Raw genomic sequence first — 18,851 nt, 5'->3', positions numbered from 1 at the left:
AGTGAGCCTGCTCGCGATAGCGGTGTAACATTCAACCCATGTGTTGGCTGTCACACCGCTATCGCGAGCAGGCTCACTCCTACATTTGTTTTGGGGCAAAGAGTTAGATATGGGTCAGTCCATGAGTGATTTGCCGTCGCAGCTTCTGCTGAACCTTGAGCCTTGGCGCAACGCCGCTCACTGGCGCGTCGCCTTCTCCGGCGGCCTCGATTCCACCGTCCTCCTGCATCTGCTCGCCACCCTGGCGAAAACCGAATCCCTCCCAGCGCTAAGCGCCATTCATATCCATCACGGCCTTCAGGCTGCAGCCGATGCGTGGCCGCAACATTGCCAGGCCATTTGCGCGGCGCTGGATGTTCCGTTGCATGTGGAGCGGGTAACCGTGAAGGGCGGGGCGAGCCTGGAGCGGGCGGCGCGGGATGCGCGTTATGCCGCGTTCAATTCGCTGACGCAGACCAATGAAGTGCTTTTGACCGGCCAACACCGCGACGACCAGGCGGAAACTCTGCTGTTTCGCCTGTTGCGCGGAGCCGGTGTACGTGGGCTTGGCGGGATGCCGCAGCAGCGCCCGGTGGGGAAGGGCATGCTGGTGCGACCGTTGCTGGATGTCAGCCGCGCTGAGCTGGAAAGTTATGCACAGACACATCAGTTGCGCTGGATCGAAGATCCGTCGAATCAGGATCGGCAGTTTTCGCGCAACTATCTGCGTCACCAGATCATGCCGGTGCTGACCGAGCGCTGGCCGCAGGCGCAGGCGAGCATGGCGCGTACGGCGGCGCATCTGCGTGAAGCGCAGGGCTTGCTTGATGAGCTGGCGCAGATCGATCTGGCGCAGGCTGAAACTTCACATGAGTTTGATTGGCTCGGCGTGCCATCCCTGGCGCTGGCGCCGTTGGCAGCGTTGTCTGACGCGCGCCAGCGAAATGCCCTCAGCCACTGGCTCGAACCGTTGACCCGGCTGCCAGACGCTGACCATTGGTCGGGCTGGATCGACCTGCGCGATGCCAGCGCCGACGCCGCTCCGATCTGGCGGCTGGCCGACGGCGAATTGCACCGCAGCGCCGGCCGCATCTGGTGGCTGAGTGGTCATTGGCTGCGCCTACCAGTGATCGGCGCCGACTGGCAGACCCCGACGTCAGCGCTACGCTTGGCCGATAACGGGCGCGTCATGTTTCACGGGCAAGCTCCATTCGGGCCTTTGCGCATTGCCTATCGGCAGGGCGGTGAGGTCATGCAACTGGCCGAGCGCGGTCGTCGTGATCTCAAGCGTCTGCTCAATGAGCGCGCGGTGCCGGCATTCGTGCGTGGCAGATTGCCGCTGCTGTTTCGTGGCGAAGAATTGCTCGCGGTGGCGAACCTGTCGGGTCTCGATGGTCAGATGCACGAAGGCTGGACATTGCACTGGCAGCCAACAGACGAAGATCAAGGTTTGAGCTGAAAGGAGCATTCCGGTAGACTACGCTCCCTTCTTGATACAACTTCTGTGGATTCGCCTGAATTGCAGGAGTTGCCGATTACCAAGCAGTCTTTGCTGGGCGATTCCAAAAAATGTGTAGCGAGCAACGTACCGGTGTTTCATCTGCCGGTCTGTCACAACGCGGCGGTTTTTTCGAAAGGTGCACTGTGATTAATGCAGGTGATCGGGGGCTTCGGCCTTCCTTCGCTTTCCCCGGCGGCTCGTTCCGCTTTAACGCAGACTTCTAGGGTTTTTCATGACGCGCTACATATTCGTCACGGGCGGTGTTGTTTCTTCATTGGGGAAAGGCATTGCCTCGGCTTCATTGGCGGCTATCCTGGAGGCGCGGGGGCTTAAGGTCACCATGCTGAAGCTGGATCCGTACATCAACGTCGATCCAGGCACCATGAGCCCGTTCCAGCACGGTGAAGTGTTCGTCACCCACGACGGCGCCGAGACCGACCTGGACCTGGGTCACTACGAGCGGTTCATCCGCACGACCATGACCCAGAACAACAACTTCACCACCGGCCGCGTCTACGAGCACGTGCTGCGCAAAGAGCGCCGTGGCGACTACCTGGGTGCAACCATCCAGGTGATCCCGCACATCACCGACGAAATCAAGCGCCGCATCATCAAGGGTGCCGGTGATGCAGACGTGGCGATGGTCGAAATCGGTGGCACCGTCGGTGACATCGAGTCGCAACCGTTCCTCGAAGCCATCCGCCAGCTGCGTTTCGAAGTCGGCGCCAAGCGCGCGATGCTGATGCACCTGACGCTGGTGCCGTACATCGCCACCGCAGGCGAAACCAAGACCAAACCGACCCAGCACTCCGTCAAGGAACTGCGTTCGATCGGCCTGCAGCCAGACGTGCTGGTGTGCCGTTCCGATCACCCGATCGACGTGTCCTCGCGTCGCAAGATCGCGCAGTTCACCAACGTTGAAGAGCGTGCGGTGATCGCGCTGGAAGACGCCGATACCATCTACAAGATCCCGGGCATCCTGCACTCGCAGGGTCTGGACGATTTCGTCGTGGAGCGTTTCGGTCTGCAATGCGGCAGTGCCGATCTGTCCGAGTGGGACGCAGTGGTCGACGCCAAGCTGAACCCGGAGCACGAAGTGACCATCGCCATGGTCGGCAAGTACATGGAATTGCTCGATGCCTACAAGTCGCTGATCGAAGCGATGAGTCACGCCGGCATCAGCAACCGCACCAAGGTCAACCTGCGCTACATCGATTCCGAAGACATCGAAAACCAGGGCACTGCGCTGCTTGAAGGTGTCGACGCGATTCTGGTGCCGGGCGGCTTCGGTCTGCGTGGCGTGGAAGGCAAGATCACCGCCGTTCAGTACGCTCGCGAAAACAAGGTTCCGTACCTGGGTATCTGCCTCGGCATGCAAGTGGCGGTCATCGAATTCGCTCGTAACGTGCTGGGCTGGAAAGACGCCAACTCCACCGAGTTCGATCGTGCCAGCGGCCATCCGGTTGTCGGCCTGATCACCGAGTGGGAAGACGCCACCGGCGCTGTTGAAGTGCGTACCGAAGCGTCCGATCTGGGCGGCACCATGCGCCTCGGCGCGCAGGATTGCCTGCTCGAGCCGGGCTCCAAAGTGCACGATTGCTACGGCAAGGATGTGATCGTCGAGCGTCACCGTCACCGTTACGAAGTGAACAACAACCTGCTGCCGCAGATCATCGAAGCCGGCCTGAAAATCTCCGGTCGCTCCGCCGATGCTGCGCTGGTCGAAGTGGTTGAAGCGCCGGATCATCCATGGTTCGTCGCCTGCCAGTTCCACCCTGAGTTCACCTCGACCCCACGCGACGGCCACCCGCTGTTCAGCGGTTTCGTCAAAGCCGCGTTGGCTCAACACCAGAAGAAGGCGTAACCCGATGGCACAGAAGATTATCCGCGTCGGCGACATCGAGATTGCCAACGACAAGCCGATGGTCCTGTTCGGCGGCATGAACGTGCTGGAAAGCCGTGACATGGCCATGCAGGTTTGCGAAGAGTACGTAAAGGTCACCGAAAAACTGGGTATCCCTTACGTGTTCAAGGCCAGCTTCGACAAGGCCAACCGGTCTTCTGTGACCTCCTATCGCGGTCCTGGCCTGGAAGAGGGCATGCGCATCTTCCAGGACATCAAACAGGCCTTCGGCGTGCCGATCATCACCGACGTCCACGAGCCGGATCAGGCCGCGCTCGTCGCTGAAGTCTGCGACATCATTCAGTTGCCGGCCTTCCTGTCGCGCCAGACCGATCTGGTTGTCGCGATGGCCAGGACCAACGCCGTGATCAACATCAAGAAAGCCCAGTTTCTCGCGCCTCAGGAAATGAAACACATCCTGAACAAGTGCGTCGAAGCCGGTAACGATCAGTTGATCCTCTGCGAGCGCGGTTCGAGCTTCGGCTACAACAATCTCGTGGTCGACATGCTCGGCTTCGGCATCATGAAGCAGTTCGAATACCCGGTCTTCTTCGACGTGACCCACGCGCTGCAAATGCCTGGTGGTCGTGCCGACTCCGCCGGCGGTCGTCGTGCCCAGGTCCTGGACCTGGCCAAGGCCGGCATGAGCCAGTCGCTGGCGGGTCTGTTCCTCGAAGCGCACCCGGATCCGGACAACGCCAAATGCGACGGCCCTTGCGCCTTGCGTCTGGACAAACTGGAGCCATTCCTGGCCCAGCTCAAAGCTCTGGACGAACTGGTGAAGAGTTTTCCGACGGTAGAAACCGCGTAACGCTCGATTCTCCGGTAAAGTACCGCACGATTTGTCGCTCATGCCCTCGGGCTTGAGCGCTGTCGTCTGCAAGTCTGCCCGCTGTACCTCGCTTGCCGACGATAAAGATTTCCTCTAGCTGCGTCGTTTTCGTCAACTTTGGAGTGTTTACAACAATGGCAAAAATCGTCGACATCAAAGGTCGTGAAGTTCTCGACTCCCGTGGCAATCCCACCGTGGAAGCGGACGTGCTTCTCGACAACGGCATCATCGGCAGCGCCTGCGCGCCGTCCGGTGCATCCACTGGCTCGCGTGAAGCACTCGAGCTGCGTGATGGCGACAAGAGCCGATACCTGGGCAAGGGCGTGCTCAAGGCGGTAGCCAACATCAACGGTCCGATTCGCGATCTGCTGCTGGGCACTGACCCAAGCGACCAGAAAGCCCTCGACCAGGCGATGATCAAGCTCGACGGTACCGAAAACAAAGCGACCCTGGGCGCCAACGCCATCCTCGCCGTGTCCCTGGCTGCGGCCAAGGCGGCTGCGCAGGATCAGGACCTGCCGCTGTACGCACACATCGCCAACCTCAACGGCACCCCGGGTTTGTACTCGATGCCGGTACCGATGATGAACATCATCAACGGTGGCGAGCACGCCGATAACAACGTCGACATCCAGGAATTCATGGTGCAGCCAGTCGGCGCCAAGTCTTTCTCGGAAGGTCTGCGCATGGGCACCGAGATTTTCCACCACTTGAAAGCCGTGCTGAAGGCCCGTGGCCTGAGCACCGCCGTTGGCGACGAAGGCGGTTTTGCACCGAACCTGGCGTCCAACGAAGATGCGCTGAAAGTGATCTCCGAAGCCGTGGCCAATGCCGGTTACAAGCTGGGCACCGACGTGACCCTGGCGCTGGACTGCGCTGCGAGCGAGTTCTACGAAGACGGCAAGTACAACCTGTCCGGCGAAGGTCAGGTGTTCACCGCTGAAGGTTTCGCCGACTACCTCAAGGGTCTGACCGAGCGTTACCCGATCATCTCCATCGAAGACGGTCTGGACGAGTCCGACTGGGCTGGCTGGAAAATCCTCACCGACAAGATCGGCGAGAAGACCCAGCTGGTAGGCGACGACCTGTTCGTGACCAACACCAAGATCCTGAAAGAAGGCATCGATAAAAAGATCGCCAACTCGATCCTGATCAAGTTCAACCAGATCGGCACCCTGACCGAAACCCTGGAAGCCATCCAGATGGCCAAGGCTGCCGGTTACACCGCAGTGATCTCGCACCGTTCCGGCGAAACCGAAGATTCGACCATTGCCGACCTGGCCGTGGGCACCTCGGCTGGCCAGATCAAGACCGGTTCGCTGTGCCGTTCCGACCGCGTTTCCAAGTACAACCAGCTGCTGCGTATCGAAGAGCAGTTGAACGGCAAGGCCAAGTACAACGGCCGCGCCGAGTTCCGCGGTTAAGCGCAACCTGATCAAAGGACACCGGATTGTGTCGGAAAAGTCGTGACAGCGATGGATTTGCCACTAATCTGATGCCTTAAGCACAAGCCTGGATCTTTCCAGGCTTCGTGCTATCAGATGCAGCAACATGATGCGTGGCTGTCTTTTTTCACTGGATACCTGATATTCGATGCGCAGTCCTTACTGGTTGTTTCTCGTTTTGCTCTTGCTGCTGGCCGGTCTGCAGTACCGCCTGTGGGTGGGCAATGGCAGTCTGGCGCAGGTCGCCGAGCTGAAACAGCAGATCGCCGATCAACATGCCGAAAACGAAGGCCTGCTGGAGCGCAACCGGGTGATGGACGCTGAAGTCAGCGAATTGAAAAAAGGCATGGAGACCGTTGAAGAGCGGGCTCGTCACGAACTGGGCATGGTCAAGGACGGCGAAACCCTTTACCAGTTGGCCCAATGATCGATTCCCTGCCGGCCTTCTGGGCCGTGATTCCTGCCGCGGGCGTCGGTGCCCGAATGGCCGCGGACCGTCCCAAGCAATACCTGCAACTGGGCGGGCGCACAATTCTCGAACACAGCCTCGGCTGTTTCCTCGATCACCCGCGCCTCAAGGGGCTGGTGGTCAGTCTTGCGGTTGACGATCCTTATTGGCCGAACCTGGCCTGCGTCAACGATTCGCGCATTCAGCGGGTCGACGGCGCAGCCGAGCGTTCCGGTTCGGTGCTCAACGCCTTGCTGCATCTGCATGCGCAGGGTGCCGACGATGACGATTGGGTGCTGGTGCACGATGCGGCCCGGCCCAATCTGAGTCGTGATGATCTTGACAAGTTGCTCGCTGAGATGGCGGATGACCCGGTGGGCGGTCTACTGGCGGTTCCCGCTCGCGACACGCTTAAACGCGTTGATAAAAACGGGCGTGTGGTTGAAACGGTGGATCGCAGCGTGATCTGGCAGGCGTATACGCCGCAGATGTTTCGCCTCGGGGCTTTGCATCGGGCGTTGGCGGACAGTCTGGTCGCTGATGCGGTGATTACCGACGAGGCTTCGGCTATGGAGTGGGCCGGTCTGGCGCCGCGTCTGGTCGAAGGGCGGGCGGATAATCTCAAAGTGACCCGGCCGGAAGATCTGGAGTGGTTGCGCCAGCGTTGGGCGAACCGCCCTTAAAGACCAAAAGATCGCAGCCTTCGGCAGCTCCTACAGAGGAATGCGATTTCCTGTAGGAGCTGCCGAAGGCTGCGATCTTTTGGCTTTTCAATCCCGATATTCCGGACGCTCCGCCAGTCCCACCTTCAAATAATCCACCAACTTGCGCACCTTCGGCGACAAATGCCGCTGCTGCGGATACAGCGCCCACACCGCCGTATTCGGCGGCTGATGCGTCTCCAGCAAGGAAATCAGCGCGCCGCTGTGCAAATGCTCGAGCACGTAATAGTCCGGCAACTGACACAACCCGACCCCCTGCAGCGCCGCATCCAGCACCGCCTGCCCACTGTTGCAGCGCCAGTTTCCCTGCACCCGCTGGGAAAATTCCCGGCCGTTCTGTTCCAGTTGCCAAATATCCGAACTGCCGATCAGGCAGTTGTGCCGACTCAACTCCGACAAACTGTGTGGGCGCCCGTACCGTTCAAGGTAGGAAGGTGACGCGCACAGGTACATTCTTCGTGGCGCCAGACGTGTCGCGACCAAGCGTGAATCCTGTAGCCGACCGAGGCGAATCGCCAGGTCCAGCCCTTCATGCACTAGGTCCAGCTGGCGATTGCTCAACTCGATGTCGATGCGCAACTGCGGATACAGCCCCATGAAGCGCGTCACCAGCGGCACGATGAACCGTTCGCCATAGGCTACGGCGCAGGTCATGCGCAGCATGCCTTTCGGTTCGCTGGTCAGATCGCCCACCGCGCGCAAGGCTTCCTCACGACCGTCCTGCAGGCGCTGGCAATGTTGCAGGAAAGTCTGCCCGGCTTCGGTCAGCGTTACGCGACGGGTACTGCGGTAGAGCAGACGCGTCTGCAAACGCTCTTCGAGCCGAACGATTTGTCGACTGATGTGTGAGGAAGAAACCCCAAGACGTTCGGCAGCGGCGGTGAATTGGTTGCACTCGGCGACGGCGACAAACTCGTCAATGCCTTCCCAGCGGTTTTCCGACACTTGGATTATCCCTGTATGGCAATAATGTTTTGCTTTCGTCCGGATTATTCCTCAGGGCGCGCTGAACTACACTGTCTGTCTGCTTTTTTATTCACTGGATTTACTGGAGAGTCAGCATGATCAAGTCACGCGCCGCCGTTGCCTTCGAGGCCAAGAAGCCCCTGGAAATCGTAGAAGTCGATGTCGCCATGCCCAAGGCCGGTGAAGTGCTGCTGCGCGTCGTCGCTTCCGGCGTATGCCATACGGACGCCTACACCTTGTCCGGCGCAGATCCGGAAGGCATCTTCCCGTCGATCCTCGGTCATGAAGGCGGCGCTCTCGTTGAAGCGATTGGCGAGGGCGTGACCTCGGTCGCCGTCGGCGATCACGTCATCCCCCTCTACACCCCTGAATGCGGCCAGTGCAAATTCTGCAAATCGGGCAAGACCAACCTCTGTCAGGCCATTCGCGCTACCCAAGGCAAAGGCCTGATGCCAGACGGCACTTCGCGTTTTTCCTACAAGGGCGAAACGATTTTCCACTACATGGGCACGTCGACCTTCTCTGAATACACCGTGCTTCCGGAAATTTCCGTGGCCAAGATCTCCAAAGATGCGCCGCTGGAAAAGGTCTGCCTGCTCGGCTGCGGCGTCACCACCGGCATCGGCGCCGTGCTCAACACCGCCAAGGTCAAACCGGGTGACACCGTGGCTATCTTCGGTCTCGGTGGTATTGGCTTGTCGGCCGTGATTGGCGCGGTGAAAGCCAAGGCCGCGCGCATCATCGCCATCGACATCAACCCGGCCAAGTTCGAAATTGCCAGGCAGCTGGGTGCTACCGACTGCGTGAACCCGAAAGACTACGATCGTCCGATCCAGGAAGTGATCGTCGACATGACCGACGGCGGCGTCGACTTTTCCTTCGAGTGCATCGGCAATGTGCAACTGATGCGCGCCGCGCTTGAGTGCTGCCACAAAGGCTGGGGCGAGTCGGTCATCATCGGTGTGGCCGGTGCCGGCCAGGAAATTGCCACTCGCCCATTCCAGCTGGTCACCGGTCGCGTCTGGCGCGGTTCGGCGTTCGGCGGCGTGCGTGGCCGCAGCGAATTGCCAAGCTACGTCGACATGGCCCAGAGCGGCGAAATCCCGCTGGATACCTTCATCACCCACACCATGGGCCTGGAAGATATCAACAAGGCGTTCGACCTGATGCACGAAGGCAAGAGCATCCGCACCGTCATACATTTCTAACAGCAGCTCCGAGCTGCAAGTTTCAAGCTGCAAGTAAAGGCGTTCGTGCTTTTTCTTGAAGCTTGCGGCTTGCCGCTTACAGCTAGGGAGAATCCCTTGAACCTGGAAAATATTTCCTGTCAGAAGAGTTTCGGTGGTTGGCACAAGCGTTATCGCCATCGCTCCGAAGTGCTTGATTGCGATATGGTCTTTGCCGTCTACCTGCCGCCGCAGGCGGAGCAGGGCGGCAAGCTGCCGGTGTTGTACTGGTTGTCGGGGCTGACCTGTACCGATGAGAACTTCATGCAGAAGGCCGGTGCGATGCGCATGGCCGCGCAGCTCGGTCTGATCATCGTCGCGCCGGACACCAGCCCGCGTGGCCCGGATGTCCCTGACGATGCAGAGAAGGCCTGGGACTTTGGCCTCGGCGCGGGGTTTTATCTGAACGCCACGCAGGCGCCATGGGCGCGTCACTATCGGATGCATGACTATGTCGTGAAGGAATTGCCTGCACTGGTTGAAGCGCATTTCCCCGCCTCCGACAAACGCAGCATCAGCGGCCACTCCATGGGCGGTCACGGTGCTCTGGTTTGTGCTTTGCGCAACCCCGGGCGCTATAAATCGGTGTCGGCCTTTTCGCCGATCACCCATCCGATCGATTGCCCGTGGGGCCAGAAAGCCTTTTCTCATTATCTGGGCGAAGACCGCTCGAAGTGGAAAGAGTGGGACGCGTGCGTGCTGATCGCCGATGCTGCCGAGAGGTTGCCATTGCTGGTCGATCAAGGTGATCGCGACGACTTCCTCGCCACCCAGCTCAAGCCCGAAGCCCTGCAACACGCAGCAAAACAAGCGGGGCATCCGCTGGAGTTGCGCCTGCAACCGGGCTACGACCACAGCTATTTCTTCATCTCAAGCTTCATTGACGACCACTTGCAGCATCACGCGCGCGCTCTAGGCGCCTAATGTCTGACAAAGCAGGTAGAATCACGCCCTGACAAAAATCGGGGCGTTTTTTTATGCGTATTGGCCACGGCTACGATGTGCACCGTTTCGCTGAAGGCGATTTCATTACTCTGGGCGGCGTGCGGATTGCACACGGCTTCGGGCTGCTCGCTCATTCCGACGGTGACGTCCTGCTGCACGCCTTGAGTGATGCCTTGCTCGGCGCCGCGGCGCTGGGTGATATCGGCAAACACTTCCCGGACACCGACCCGCAATTCAAAGGCGCCGACAGCCGCGTGCTGCTGCGTCATGTGGTCAGTCTGATCCACGCCAAGGGCTGGAAAATCGGTAACGTCGACAACACCATCGTTGCCCAGGCGCCGAAAATGGCGCCGCATATCGAATCGATGCGCGCGCTGATCGCGGCGGATCTTCAAGTTGAGTTGGATCAAGTGAACGTCAAAGCTACCACCACCGAAAAGCTTGGCTTTGTCGGTCGCGAAGAAGGCATCGCCGTGCACTCCGTTGCCTTGTTGCTGCGCGCATGAATGAACTGCAATTGCTCGGCCCGCGGGCCTATGGCGAGCCCCTCGGCACAGCGGTACTGAAGGCCATCGCCGAAGATTTCCAGGTCGATGAAGTGCTGGATATCCCGTTCAGCGGTGACGGCGAACATCTGTGGATCTGGGCGGAAAAGCGCGGCCTCAATACCGAAGAAGCGGCGCGGCGTATTGCCAAGGCCGCGGGCGTGCCGTTGCGCACCGTCAGCTATGCCGGGCTCAAGGATCGTCAGGCCCTGACCCGACAGTGGTTCAGCGTGCAACTGCCGGGCAAGGCCGATCCGGATATGTCGGCAGCGGAAAACGACACGCTGAAGATCCTCAAGATCACGCGCCATAAACGCAAGCTGCAGCGCGGTGCGCATTCGGCCAATGGCTTCACCCTGCGCCTGACTCAATTCAATGGCGACAAAGACGCGATTGAGCAGCGGCTGCAACTGATCGCCAGACAAGGCATCCCCAATTATTTCGGCGCCCAGCGCTTTGGCCATGACGGCGGCAACGTTGTCGATGCGCGTGCCTGGGCCGCACGCAAGGCCTTGCCGGAACAGCGCAATGTGCGTTCGCGCTTGCTGTCGACGGCACGTAGTTATCTCTTCAACCAAGTGCTGGCGGCGCGCGTCGCCGATGGCACCTGGAATACCGCACTGGTCGGCGATCTGTTGGCGTTCACCGACAGCCGCAGTTTTTTCCCCGCCGGTGAGGCCGAGTGCAGCGACCCGCGTCTGGCGATTCTCGACCTGCACCCGACCGGCCCGCAGTGGGGCGAAGGTGACTCGCCGGCCGCTGGCGCAGTCCATGAACTGGAGCAGGCGATCGCCGCCCGCGAAGCGGATCTGCGTGACTGGTTGATTCACGCCGGCATGAGCCATGAACGTCGCATCCTGCGTCTGCCCATTGGCGGGGTGACGTGGCATTATCCCCAACCTGACATTCTGCAACTGGAATTCGTCCTCCCCGCCGGATGCTTTGCCACCGTATTGGTGCGCGAGCTCGTTGATCTGGTGCCGGTGGGGCAGACGGACAGCCCATGCGTATTCTGATTTCTAACGACGATGGGGTAACCGCACCCGGTCTCGCCGCGCTTTATGCTGCGCTGGCGGATTACACCGAATGCGTGGTTATCGCCCCGGAACAGGACAAAAGCGGCGCCAGCAGTTCGCTGACGCTCGACCGTCCGCTGCACCCGCAATATCTGGCCAACGGCTTTATCAGCCTCAACGGCACACCGACCGATTGCATTCACCTGGGGCTCAATGGCCTGTTGGAACGCGAGGCCGATATGGTGGTTTCCGGCATCAACCTGGGCGCCAACCTCGGTGACGACGTGCTGTATTCCGGAACCGTGGCGGCTGCGCTTGAAGGACGATTTCTCGAGCGTCCAGCCTTTGCATTCTCATTGGTCTCGCGTCAGGTGGATAACCTGCCGACGGCGGCGTACTTCGCGCGCAAGCTGGTCGAGGCCCACGCCGGGCTCGATCTGCCACCGCGCACGGTGCTCAACGTGAACATTCCCAATCTGCCTATCGATCACATCCGTGGCATCCAGCTGACCCGCCTCGGCCATCGCGCCCGCGCGGCGGCGCCGATGAAAGTGGTCGATCCGCGTGGCAAGGCCGGTTACTGGATTGCCGCCGCCGGCGACGCCGAAGACGGTGGCCCGGGCACTGATTTTCATGCCGTCATGCAAGGCTATGTGTCCATCACGCCGTTGCAGCTCGATCGCACCTTCAATGATGCGTTCAGAAGTCTCGATGGCTGGCTGGGAGGATTGAGCTGATGCGTGAGCATGATGATCGCCTGCGCAGCGGCATAGGCATGACTTCCCAGCGCACCCGCGAGCGGCTGATCCAGCGTCTGTATGAAGAAGGCGTGTCGAACGCCAAAGTGCTGGAAGTGATCCGCCGCACGCCGCGTCACCTGTTTGTCGACGAGGCGCTGGCGCACCGGGCTTACGAAGACACCGCGCTGCCGATCGGCAACAACCAGACGATTTCCCAGCCTTATATGGTGGCGCGCATGAGCGAGCTGCTGCTGGAGGCGGGCCCGTTGGACAAGGTACTGGAGATCGGTACCGGCTCCGGCTACCAGACGGCGGTATTGTCGCAACTGGTTGAGCGGGTGTTTTCGGTCGAGCGCATCAAGGTTCTGCAGGATCGCGCCAAAGAGCGTCTGGTCGAGTTGAACCTGCGTAATGTGGTGTTTCGCTGGGGTGATGGCTGGGAAGGCTGGCCGGCGCTGGCGCCGTATAACGGCATCATCGTCACCGCTGTGGCGACCGACGTGCCGCAAGCGTTGCTTGATCAACTGGCGCCCGGTGGGCGCATGGTGATTCCGGTTGGCTCCGGTGAAGTGCAACAACTGATGCTGATCGTGCGCGAAGAACACGGTTTTTCCCGACACGTTCTGGGGGCCGTCCGCTTCGTGCCTTTGCTCAACGGGCCACTGGCCTGAGCATTTGCAGACAGGCGCTGAATTCCTTTCAACGGCGTCGGTCTTACAGCGGCAGCCAGAGATTAAACGCAGCGTACTTGCCACTGGCAAACGTGTGCGCCCGGCGATTTCGCTTCATTAAAGGTAAAGCCGATTCGGCCCGTTATACTTGCGACACCTCATGCCGCGGTGCGGCATTCAGAATTTTCAGCCACCACAAAGGGAGCGGCGGGTGAGTCTCACAGTCATTGCGCAGCGTATGGGTAACACGAGCTTTCAGCGCCTGGTGACTGGCCTTGTCTTGAGCACCTTGCTGGTCGGTTGCTCCAGCACCAAATCGAGCAACGTACGCGTTGTTGATCGCAACAATGCGGTGGCGCAACGTCCTACCGTTACCACCGGGCAGTATGTAGTCCGTCCCGGCGATACTTTGTTTTCGATCGCCTTTCGTTACGGCTGGGACTACAAAACCCTCGCCGCGCGGAACAACATTCCTACGCCGTACACGATCCATCCGGGTCAGACAATTCGCTTTGACGGCCGTAGCGGTTCAACACCGACGGCGGTGGTGAGCAACTCCAGTTCTTCACCTTCCTCGTCGAGTAAAACCACGGTAATCCGGCGCCAGGCGAATGGCACCACCACCACTACAACCACCGGTTCCAAAGGGGTTGTACCGTCCGTCGCGAGCAAACCGGCACCCGCTCCACTGCCTCCGGCAGGCCCGGCCCCGACCGGCTGGGGATGGCCATCTAATGGCGTTCTGATTGGAAAATTCTCTTCAAACGGTAGTTTGAATAAAGGAATTGATATCGCCGGAGATTTGGGACAGCCTGTTTTAGCTGCGTCTGATGGGACCGTTGTATACGCCGGGAGTGGCTTAAGGGGCTACGGCGAATTGGTCATCATCAAACACAGCGAAACCTACGTCAGTGCTTACGGACATAACCGCAGGCTGTTGGTTCGGGAGGGGCAGCAGGTCAAGGTCGGACAGACAATTGCCGAAATGGGGTCAACGGGTACAGACCGGGTGAAACTGCATTTTGAGATTCGCCGCCAAGGTAAACCAGTGGATCCGCTGCAGTTCCTGCCAAGACGTTGATTTGAAGGCCAGCCTGTTCCGTCGCGTAGAGGGGACAGGCTCCAGCGTTGCCAAGGATAAAGGCGTCGCTTGAGCTTGGGGTCGAACTCACCAAAGGACTATAACAATGGCTCTCAGTAAAGAAGTGCCGGAGTTTGACATCGACGATGAGGTTCTCCTTATGGAGGCCGGCATCGATTCGGAATCTTCGATGTCGAATGATGAAGGGGCTGCTCCACCTTCCGTTCGTTCCAAATCCAGACAATCCGCTTCACTTAAACAACACAAGTACATCGACTACACCCGGGCACTTGATGCCACGCAGCTGTATCTCAACGAAATCGGCTTTTCCCCTCTGCTCTCCCCGGAAGAAGAAGTTCATTTTGCGCGCTTGTCGCAAAGTGGCGACCCGGCCGGACGCAAGCGCATGATCGAAAGTAACCTGCGGCTGGTCGTTAAGATCGCCCGGCGTTACGTCAATCGGGGGCTGTCGCTGCTGGATCTGATTGAAGAGGGCAACCTCGGATTGATCCGCGCGGTAGAGAAATTCGATCCCGAGCGCGGCTTCCGCTTCTCGACCTACGCCACGTGGTGGATCCGTCAGACCATCGAACGCGCGATCATGAATCAGACCCGGACCATCCGGTTGCCGATTCATGTGGTCAAGGAGCTCAACGTGTACCTGCGGGCTGCACGGGAGCTGACGCAAAAACTCGATCACGAACCTTCACCCGAAGAAATCGCCAACCTGCTGGAAAAACCGGTGGGCGAGGTCAAGCGCATGCTCGGCCTGAATGAACGGGTTTCTTCGGTCGATGTCTCGCTGGGTCCGGATTCGGATAAAACCCTGCTGGACACCCTCACTGACGATCGTCCGACCGATCCGTGCGAACTGCTGCAGGATGACGACCTGTCGCAAAGCATTGATCAATGGCTGTCGGAACTGACCGACAAGCAGCGCGAGGTGGTGATCCGCCGCTTCGGCCTGCGCGGTCACGAAAGCAGCACGCTGGAGGACGTAGGTCTGGAGATCGGTCTGACCCGTGAACGGGTTCGGCAGATCCAGGTGGAGGGCCTCAAGCGCCTTCGCGAGATCCTTGAGAAAAATGGCCTGTCGAGCGAGTCGCTGTTTCAATAAGCGCTTGCCCGACCGCCCGCAAAAAGCCCCGGTTGATTTGATCAGCCGGGGCTTTTTGTTTTTCGAGCAAGGCAAATCGTGCTTTCGGCAGCCACCAGACAAGCGGTTGGCAATTTCTGAATTTGTAGTCTCGCGCTGTAAGCCTTTGCTTACTGTGTCGTAAGTGTTCGTTATTTTTACACTTCGGTGGAAGGCGATTGCGTTCGCTTCCATTACGCAACCGTCTGTTTTTATTGGGTTTCATGTAAATGTTATGCGCTTATGACAGCGCGAGCGCGTGCCTGAGGCCAATTGCTCGTCTCCAGAAACTCTCTAATATCTCAACTGTGTCGACGGACAGACATGCCCTTCACGGAAGAGGGGAACGGACATCGCAGGAAGCGATTCATCAGGACGATGAAAAGGAATACAGGGAATAGGGAAAAAATGTGGGCGGGTCATACCGCCCCTTTTTTCGCCTGCAGAAAAGTAATCTCTGCAAAAAGCAAAAAGGCCCGCAAGGGGCCTTTTCATTCGAACGCGGGGCAGATCAGCGTTCGAGTTGTTCAATCTTGTTCGGCTTGCCATCCCACTCGGCAGAATCCGGAAGGGGATCCTTGCGCTCGGTGATGTTCGGCCAGACATCCGCCAGCTCGGCATTGAGCTCGATGAAGTTTTCCATGCCGCTGGGGATCTCATCTTCCGAGAAGATCGCCACAGCCGGGCATTCTGGTTCACACAGCGCGCAATCGATGCACTCGTCCGGGTGAATCACCAGGAAGTTCGGGCCTTCGTAAAAGCAGTCCACCGGACAGACTTCTACGCAGTCGGTGTACTTGCACTTGATGCAGTTGTCGGTGACGACGAAGGTCATTTCTAATTTTCTCCTCAGGCGGCGGCAGCGTAGCCCCTTCACGGTTGGGGTCGCCAGGTTCGGGAGCGATACCTGCTGACCAGGCTATGAGCCAGCAGCATCCCGAACCGCGCGAGATTCTAACAGCTTGAAGCGATTTGCGTTATATCCGCTTCTTCAGTGCTTATATCCGGTTCTTCAGTGCATAGAGCATTTCGAGCGCACGCCGTGGCGTCATGTCGTCGAGATCCACTTTGGCCAATTCGTCCAGCACCGGATGTGGCAACGAGGCGAACATGTCGCTTTGCTGCGGCGTCGACGGTTTGCCCTTGGCTGCCGGTTTCGGCGCCTCGTGGGGCAGGGCGGTGTCTTCCAGCCGACTCAAATGCTCACGCGCGCGCAGGATCACTTCGCTCGGCACACCCGCCAGTTGCGCCACCGCCAGGCCATAGCTCTGGCTGGCAGGCCCGGGCAGAACGTGGTGCAGGAACACGATGCGCTCGTTGTGCTCGGTAGCGTTGAGATGCACGTTGGCTACCAGAGGTTCGGCTTCTGGCAGCACGGTCAGTTCAAAGTAGTGCGTGGCGAACAGGGTATAGGCGCGCAGATGAGCCAAGCGCTCGGCGGCTGCCCACGCCAGCGACAGACCGTCGAAGGTGCTGGTGCCGCGGCCGACTTCGTCCATCAGCACCAGACTGCGTTCGGTGGCGTTGTGCAGGATGTTGGCGGTTTCGCTCATCTCGACCATGAAGGTCGAACGGCCACCGGCGAGGTCATCGCTGGAACCGATGCGGGTGAAGATGCGGTCGACCAGCGACAACTCACAACTGGCGGCCGGTACGAAGCTGCCGATATGCGCCAGCAATACGATCAGCGCGGTCTGACGCATGTAGGTGGATTTACCGCCCATGTTCGGGCCGGTGATCACCAGCATGCGGGTGTTGTCGTCGAGGCTCAGATCGTTGGCCACGAACGGTGTGGTCAACACTTGCTCGACCACCGGGTGACGACCCTGGGTGATGCGCATGCACGGCTCGCTGACAAATTGCGGGCAGTTCAGATCGAGGTTCAGCGCACGCTCGGCGAGGTTGCTCAATACGTCCAGTTCGGCCAAAGCGCCCGCGGTGTCCTGCAACGGCGGCAACTGGCTGATCAGATCTTCCAGCAGCGCTTCGTACAGCATCTTTTCCCGGGCCAGCGCGCGACTCTTGGCCGACAGCGCTTTGTCTTCGAATTCTTTCAGCTCAGGGGTGATGAAGCGCTCGGCGCCTTTCAAGGTCTGGCGGCGGATGTAGTCGGCCGGCGCCGATTCAGCCTGCTTGCTCGGCAATTCGATGAAGTAGCCGTGGATGCGGTTGTAGCCGACTTTCAGATTGGCCAGACCGGTGCGGGCCTTCTCCCGCGCTTCGAGATCGATGAGGAACTGGCCGGCGTTTTCGCTCAGTGATTGCAGTTCATCGAGTTCGCTGTCGTAACCGGTTTTCAACACGCCGCCGTCACGGATCACCGCTGGCGGGTTATCGATGATGGCTTTTTCCAGCAATGCAGCCAATTCCGGATAGGTACTGGTGGTGGCCGCCAGATGCTGCAAGTGCGGCGCCTCCAGATCGGTCATCGCCACTTGCAGTTCGGGCAGCGCGCCGAGGGCATCACGCAGACGTGCGAGGTCGCGAGGGCGGGCATTGCGCAGACCGATCCGCGCGAGAATCCGCTCGATGTCGCCGATTTCCTTGAGCTGCGGTTGCAGCTTTTCAAAGCGATAACCGTCGAGCAGGCAGCGGATCGACGTCTGGCGTGCCAGCAGCACGGTGAGGTCGCGCAACGGCCGGTTCAGCCAACGAGTGAGCAAGCGGCTGCCCATGGCGGTCTGGCAGCGATCGACCACCGATTGCAGGGTGTTATCGCGGCCGCCGGCCAGGTTAGTGTCCAGCTCCAGATTGCGCCGGCTGGCGCCGTCGAGCACCACGGTGTCGTCGAGACGTTCGTGACGCAGGCTGCGCAAGTGGGGAAGGGCAGTGCGCTGGGTTTCCTTGGCGTAGGCCAACAGGCAACCGGCAGCGCCAATGGCCAGGGTCAGGTTCTCGCAGCCGAAGCCTTTCAGATCCTGAGTGGAAAACTGCTGGCAGAGACTTTTCAGCGCCGAATCACGCTCGAAATCCCACGGCGCGCGACGGCGTACGCCACGGCGTTTTTCTGCTGGCAGGTCTTTCGGCCAGTCATCCGGAATCAGCAATTCCACCGGGTTAACCCGCTCCAGTTCCGCGAGCAGGTTTTCCCAGCCTTTGATCTCGAGCACGGTGAAGTTGCCGCTGGTGATGTCCAGCACCGCCAGACCGAATAGACGCTCATCGCCCAATACCGCTGCAATCAGGTTATCGCGGCGCTCATCCAGCAGCGCTTCATCACTGACCGTCCCCGGCGTGATGATCCGCACCACCTGGCGCTCGACCGGGCCTTTGCTGGTGGCCGGGTCGCCGACCTGCTCGCAAATCACCACAGACTCGCCGAGCTTGACCAGTTTCGCCAGGTACCCTTCCGCCGCATGGTAAGGAATCCCACACATCGGAATCGCCTGACCTGCCGACTGCCCGCGCGCAGTCAGCGTGATGTCGAGCAACTTGGCGGCTTTCTTCGCATCTTCGTAGAAGATCTCGTAGAAATCGCCCATGCGGTAGAACATCAGCTGATCCGGGTGCTGGTTCTTCAGGCGCCAGTATTGCTGCATCATCGGAGTGTGGGAGGACAGGTCGGAGACGGCTTTATTCATCGGATTGTCGGGCAACTCGTTAGAAGATGTAGGGCAAAGCGCGGGCAGTGGCCGGGCTTTTCCGCGATGGGCGCAAGGTTACCATGGGCGGTCTGCCTGACGCAGGCGCTGCGGT

17 protein-coding genes are annotated in these 18,851 nt (G+C 59.7%); 14 read left to right on the top strand and 3 right to left on the bottom strand.

Going from position 1 to position 18,851, the window contains the following annotated elements; all coding sequences use genetic code 11:
* Positions 1 to 109 precede the first annotated feature (109 nt).
* From tilS to ispD, 6 genes are all read left to right on the top strand, one after another.
* On the top strand, positions 110 to 1,438 hold the full coding sequence (gene tilS / locus AEQ63_RS17695) for a tRNA lysidine(34) synthetase TilS (RefSeq protein WP_064364252.1): 1,329 nt from the start codon (positions 110 to 112) through the stop codon (positions 1,436 to 1,438).
* Between the two features lie 274 nt (positions 1,439 to 1,712).
* Positions 1,713 to 3,344 (top strand): CTP synthase, encoded by a 1,632-nt coding sequence (locus AEQ63_RS17690; protein ID WP_016771462.1) that lies wholly within the window; start codon positions 1,713 to 1,715, stop codon positions 3,342 to 3,344.
* A gap of 4 nt (positions 3,345 to 3,348) precedes the next feature.
* Entirely contained in the window at positions 3,349 to 4,194 is an 846-nt protein-coding gene (gene kdsA, locus AEQ63_RS17685) for a 3-deoxy-8-phosphooctulonate synthase (protein WP_064364251.1), read from the top strand.
* Positions 4,195 to 4,349: 155 nt separating this feature from the next.
* Positions 4,350 to 5,639 carry a phosphopyruvate hydratase gene (gene eno / locus AEQ63_RS17680; RefSeq protein WP_064364250.1) on the top strand — a complete coding sequence of 430 codons (1,290 nt, stop codon included), beginning with the start codon at positions 4,350 to 4,352 and terminating at the stop codon, positions 5,637 to 5,639.
* A gap of 169 nt (positions 5,640 to 5,808) precedes the next feature.
* On the top strand, positions 5,809 to 6,087 hold the full coding sequence (ftsB, locus tag AEQ63_RS17675) for a cell division protein FtsB (protein WP_007964293.1): 279 nt from the start codon (positions 5,809 to 5,811) through the stop codon (positions 6,085 to 6,087).
* The gene (gene ispD / locus AEQ63_RS17670; protein WP_064364249.1) at positions 6,084 to 6,791 is read left to right on the top strand and encodes a 2-C-methyl-D-erythritol 4-phosphate cytidylyltransferase; all 708 of its coding nucleotides are present in this window, start codon (positions 6,084 to 6,086) and stop codon (positions 6,789 to 6,791) included. The genes ftsB and ispD overlap by 4 nt, the downstream gene beginning before the upstream one ends.
* Before the next feature lie 87 nt (positions 6,792 to 6,878).
* Here ispD and AEQ63_RS17665 read toward each other — a convergent pair whose 3' ends face one another.
* Positions 6,879 to 7,775 (bottom strand): LysR substrate-binding domain-containing protein, encoded by an 897-nt coding sequence (locus tag AEQ63_RS17665; protein WP_064364248.1) that lies wholly within the window; start codon positions 7,773 to 7,775, stop codon positions 6,879 to 6,881.
* A 116-nt stretch (positions 7,776 to 7,891) separates the two neighbouring features.
* Between AEQ63_RS17665 and AEQ63_RS17660 the strand changes: the two genes are divergently transcribed.
* The 8 genes from AEQ63_RS17660 to rpoS all read left to right on the top strand — a co-directional run bounded on the left by AEQ63_RS17660 (position 7,892) and on the right by rpoS (position 15,137).
* Complete coding sequence (locus tag AEQ63_RS17660; RefSeq protein ID WP_064364247.1) at positions 7,892 to 9,004, top strand: S-(hydroxymethyl)glutathione dehydrogenase/class III alcohol dehydrogenase; 1,113 nt, start codon at positions 7,892 to 7,894, stop codon at positions 9,002 to 9,004.
* Positions 9,005 to 9,100: 96 nt separating this feature from the next.
* Positions 9,101 to 9,946, top strand: a complete 846-nt coding sequence (gene fghA, locus AEQ63_RS17655; RefSeq protein WP_064364246.1) for an S-formylglutathione hydrolase — start codon at positions 9,101 to 9,103, stop codon at positions 9,944 to 9,946.
* Positions 9,947 to 9,999: 53 nt separating this feature from the next.
* A complete protein-coding gene (gene ispF, locus AEQ63_RS17650; protein ID WP_042606995.1) occupies positions 10,000 to 10,473 on the top strand; it encodes a 2-C-methyl-D-erythritol 2,4-cyclodiphosphate synthase in 474 nt (157 codons plus the stop codon).
* A complete protein-coding gene (truD, locus tag AEQ63_RS17645) occupies positions 10,470 to 11,528 on the top strand; it encodes a tRNA pseudouridine(13) synthase TruD (RefSeq protein ID WP_064364245.1) in 1,059 nt (352 codons plus the stop codon). The genes ispF and truD overlap by 4 nt, the downstream gene beginning before the upstream one ends.
* Positions 11,516 to 12,265 carry a 5'/3'-nucleotidase SurE gene (surE, locus tag AEQ63_RS17640; RefSeq protein ID WP_042606997.1) on the top strand — a complete coding sequence of 250 codons (750 nt, stop codon included), beginning with the start codon at positions 11,516 to 11,518 and terminating at the stop codon, positions 12,263 to 12,265. The genes truD and surE overlap by 13 nt, the downstream gene beginning before the upstream one ends.
* A gap of 38 nt (positions 12,266 to 12,303) precedes the next feature.
* Positions 12,304 to 12,939, top strand: coding sequence for a protein-L-isoaspartate(D-aspartate) O-methyltransferase (locus AEQ63_RS17635; protein WP_160768345.1), 636 nt, complete (start codon positions 12,304 to 12,306; stop codon positions 12,937 to 12,939).
* Between the two features lie 211 nt (positions 12,940 to 13,150).
* Positions 13,151 to 14,020, top strand: coding sequence for a peptidoglycan DD-metalloendopeptidase family protein (locus AEQ63_RS27340; protein ID WP_041478115.1), 870 nt, complete (start codon positions 13,151 to 13,153; stop codon positions 14,018 to 14,020).
* Between the two features lie 106 nt (positions 14,021 to 14,126).
* The gene (gene rpoS, locus AEQ63_RS17630; protein WP_042606998.1) at positions 14,127 to 15,137 is read left to right on the top strand and encodes an RNA polymerase sigma factor RpoS; all 1,011 of its coding nucleotides are present in this window, start codon (positions 14,127 to 14,129) and stop codon (positions 15,135 to 15,137) included.
* A 529-nt stretch (positions 15,138 to 15,666) separates the two neighbouring features.
* Here rpoS and fdxA read toward each other — a convergent pair.
* Positions 15,667 to 15,990 (bottom strand): ferredoxin FdxA, encoded by a 324-nt coding sequence (fdxA, locus tag AEQ63_RS17625; RefSeq protein ID WP_064364244.1) that lies wholly within the window; start codon positions 15,988 to 15,990, stop codon positions 15,667 to 15,669.
* 163 nt (positions 15,991 to 16,153) lie between these two features.
* Positions 16,154 to 18,736: a DNA mismatch repair protein MutS gene (gene mutS / locus AEQ63_RS17620; protein ID WP_042607000.1), complete on the bottom strand. Its 2,583-nt coding sequence runs from the start codon at positions 18,734 to 18,736 to the stop codon at positions 16,154 to 16,156.
* Positions 18,737 to 18,851 lie beyond the last annotated feature (115 nt).

This window comes from Pseudomonas sp. RIT-PI-o, assembly GCF_001297215.1.
Classification (GTDB): domain Bacteria; phylum Pseudomonadota; class Gammaproteobacteria; order Pseudomonadales; family Pseudomonadaceae; genus Aquipseudomonas; species Aquipseudomonas moraviensis_A.
This window is presented reverse-complemented; position numbering and strand designations above follow the sequence as displayed.

Coding starts and splice junctions, on each gene's coding strand:
- mutS (WP_042607000.1), bottom strand. CDS start 18,736: ATGAATAAAGCCGTCTCCGACCTGTCCTCCCACACTCCGATGATGCAG.
- rpoS (WP_042606998.1), top strand. CDS start 14,127: ATGGCTCTCAGTAAAGAAGTGCCGGAGTTTGACATCGACGATGAGGTT.
- AEQ63_RS17635 (WP_160768345.1), top strand. CDS start 12,304: ATGACTTCCCAGCGCACCCGCGAGCGGCTGATCCAGCGTCTGTATGAA.
- fdxA (WP_064364244.1), bottom strand. CDS start 15,990: ATGACCTTCGTCGTCACCGACAACTGCATCAAGTGCAAGTACACCGAC.
- AEQ63_RS17660 (WP_064364247.1), top strand. CDS start 7,892: ATGATCAAGTCACGCGCCGCCGTTGCCTTCGAGGCCAAGAAGCCCCTG.
- truD (WP_064364245.1), top strand. CDS start 10,470: ATGAATGAACTGCAATTGCTCGGCCCGCGGGCCTATGGCGAGCCCCTC.
- kdsA (WP_064364251.1), top strand. CDS start 3,349: ATGGCACAGAAGATTATCCGCGTCGGCGACATCGAGATTGCCAACGAC.
- surE (WP_042606997.1), top strand. CDS start 11,516: ATGCGTATTCTGATTTCTAACGACGATGGGGTAACCGCACCCGGTCTC.
- ftsB (WP_007964293.1), top strand. CDS start 5,809: ATGCGCAGTCCTTACTGGTTGTTTCTCGTTTTGCTCTTGCTGCTGGCC.
- tilS (WP_064364252.1), top strand. CDS start 110: ATGGGTCAGTCCATGAGTGATTTGCCGTCGCAGCTTCTGCTGAACCTT.
- AEQ63_RS17690 (WP_016771462.1), top strand. CDS start 1,713: ATGACGCGCTACATATTCGTCACGGGCGGTGTTGTTTCTTCATTGGGG.
- eno (WP_064364250.1), top strand. CDS start 4,350: ATGGCAAAAATCGTCGACATCAAAGGTCGTGAAGTTCTCGACTCCCGT.
- ispF (WP_042606995.1), top strand. CDS start 10,000: ATGCGTATTGGCCACGGCTACGATGTGCACCGTTTCGCTGAAGGCGAT.
- ispD (WP_064364249.1), top strand. CDS start 6,084: ATGATCGATTCCCTGCCGGCCTTCTGGGCCGTGATTCCTGCCGCGGGC.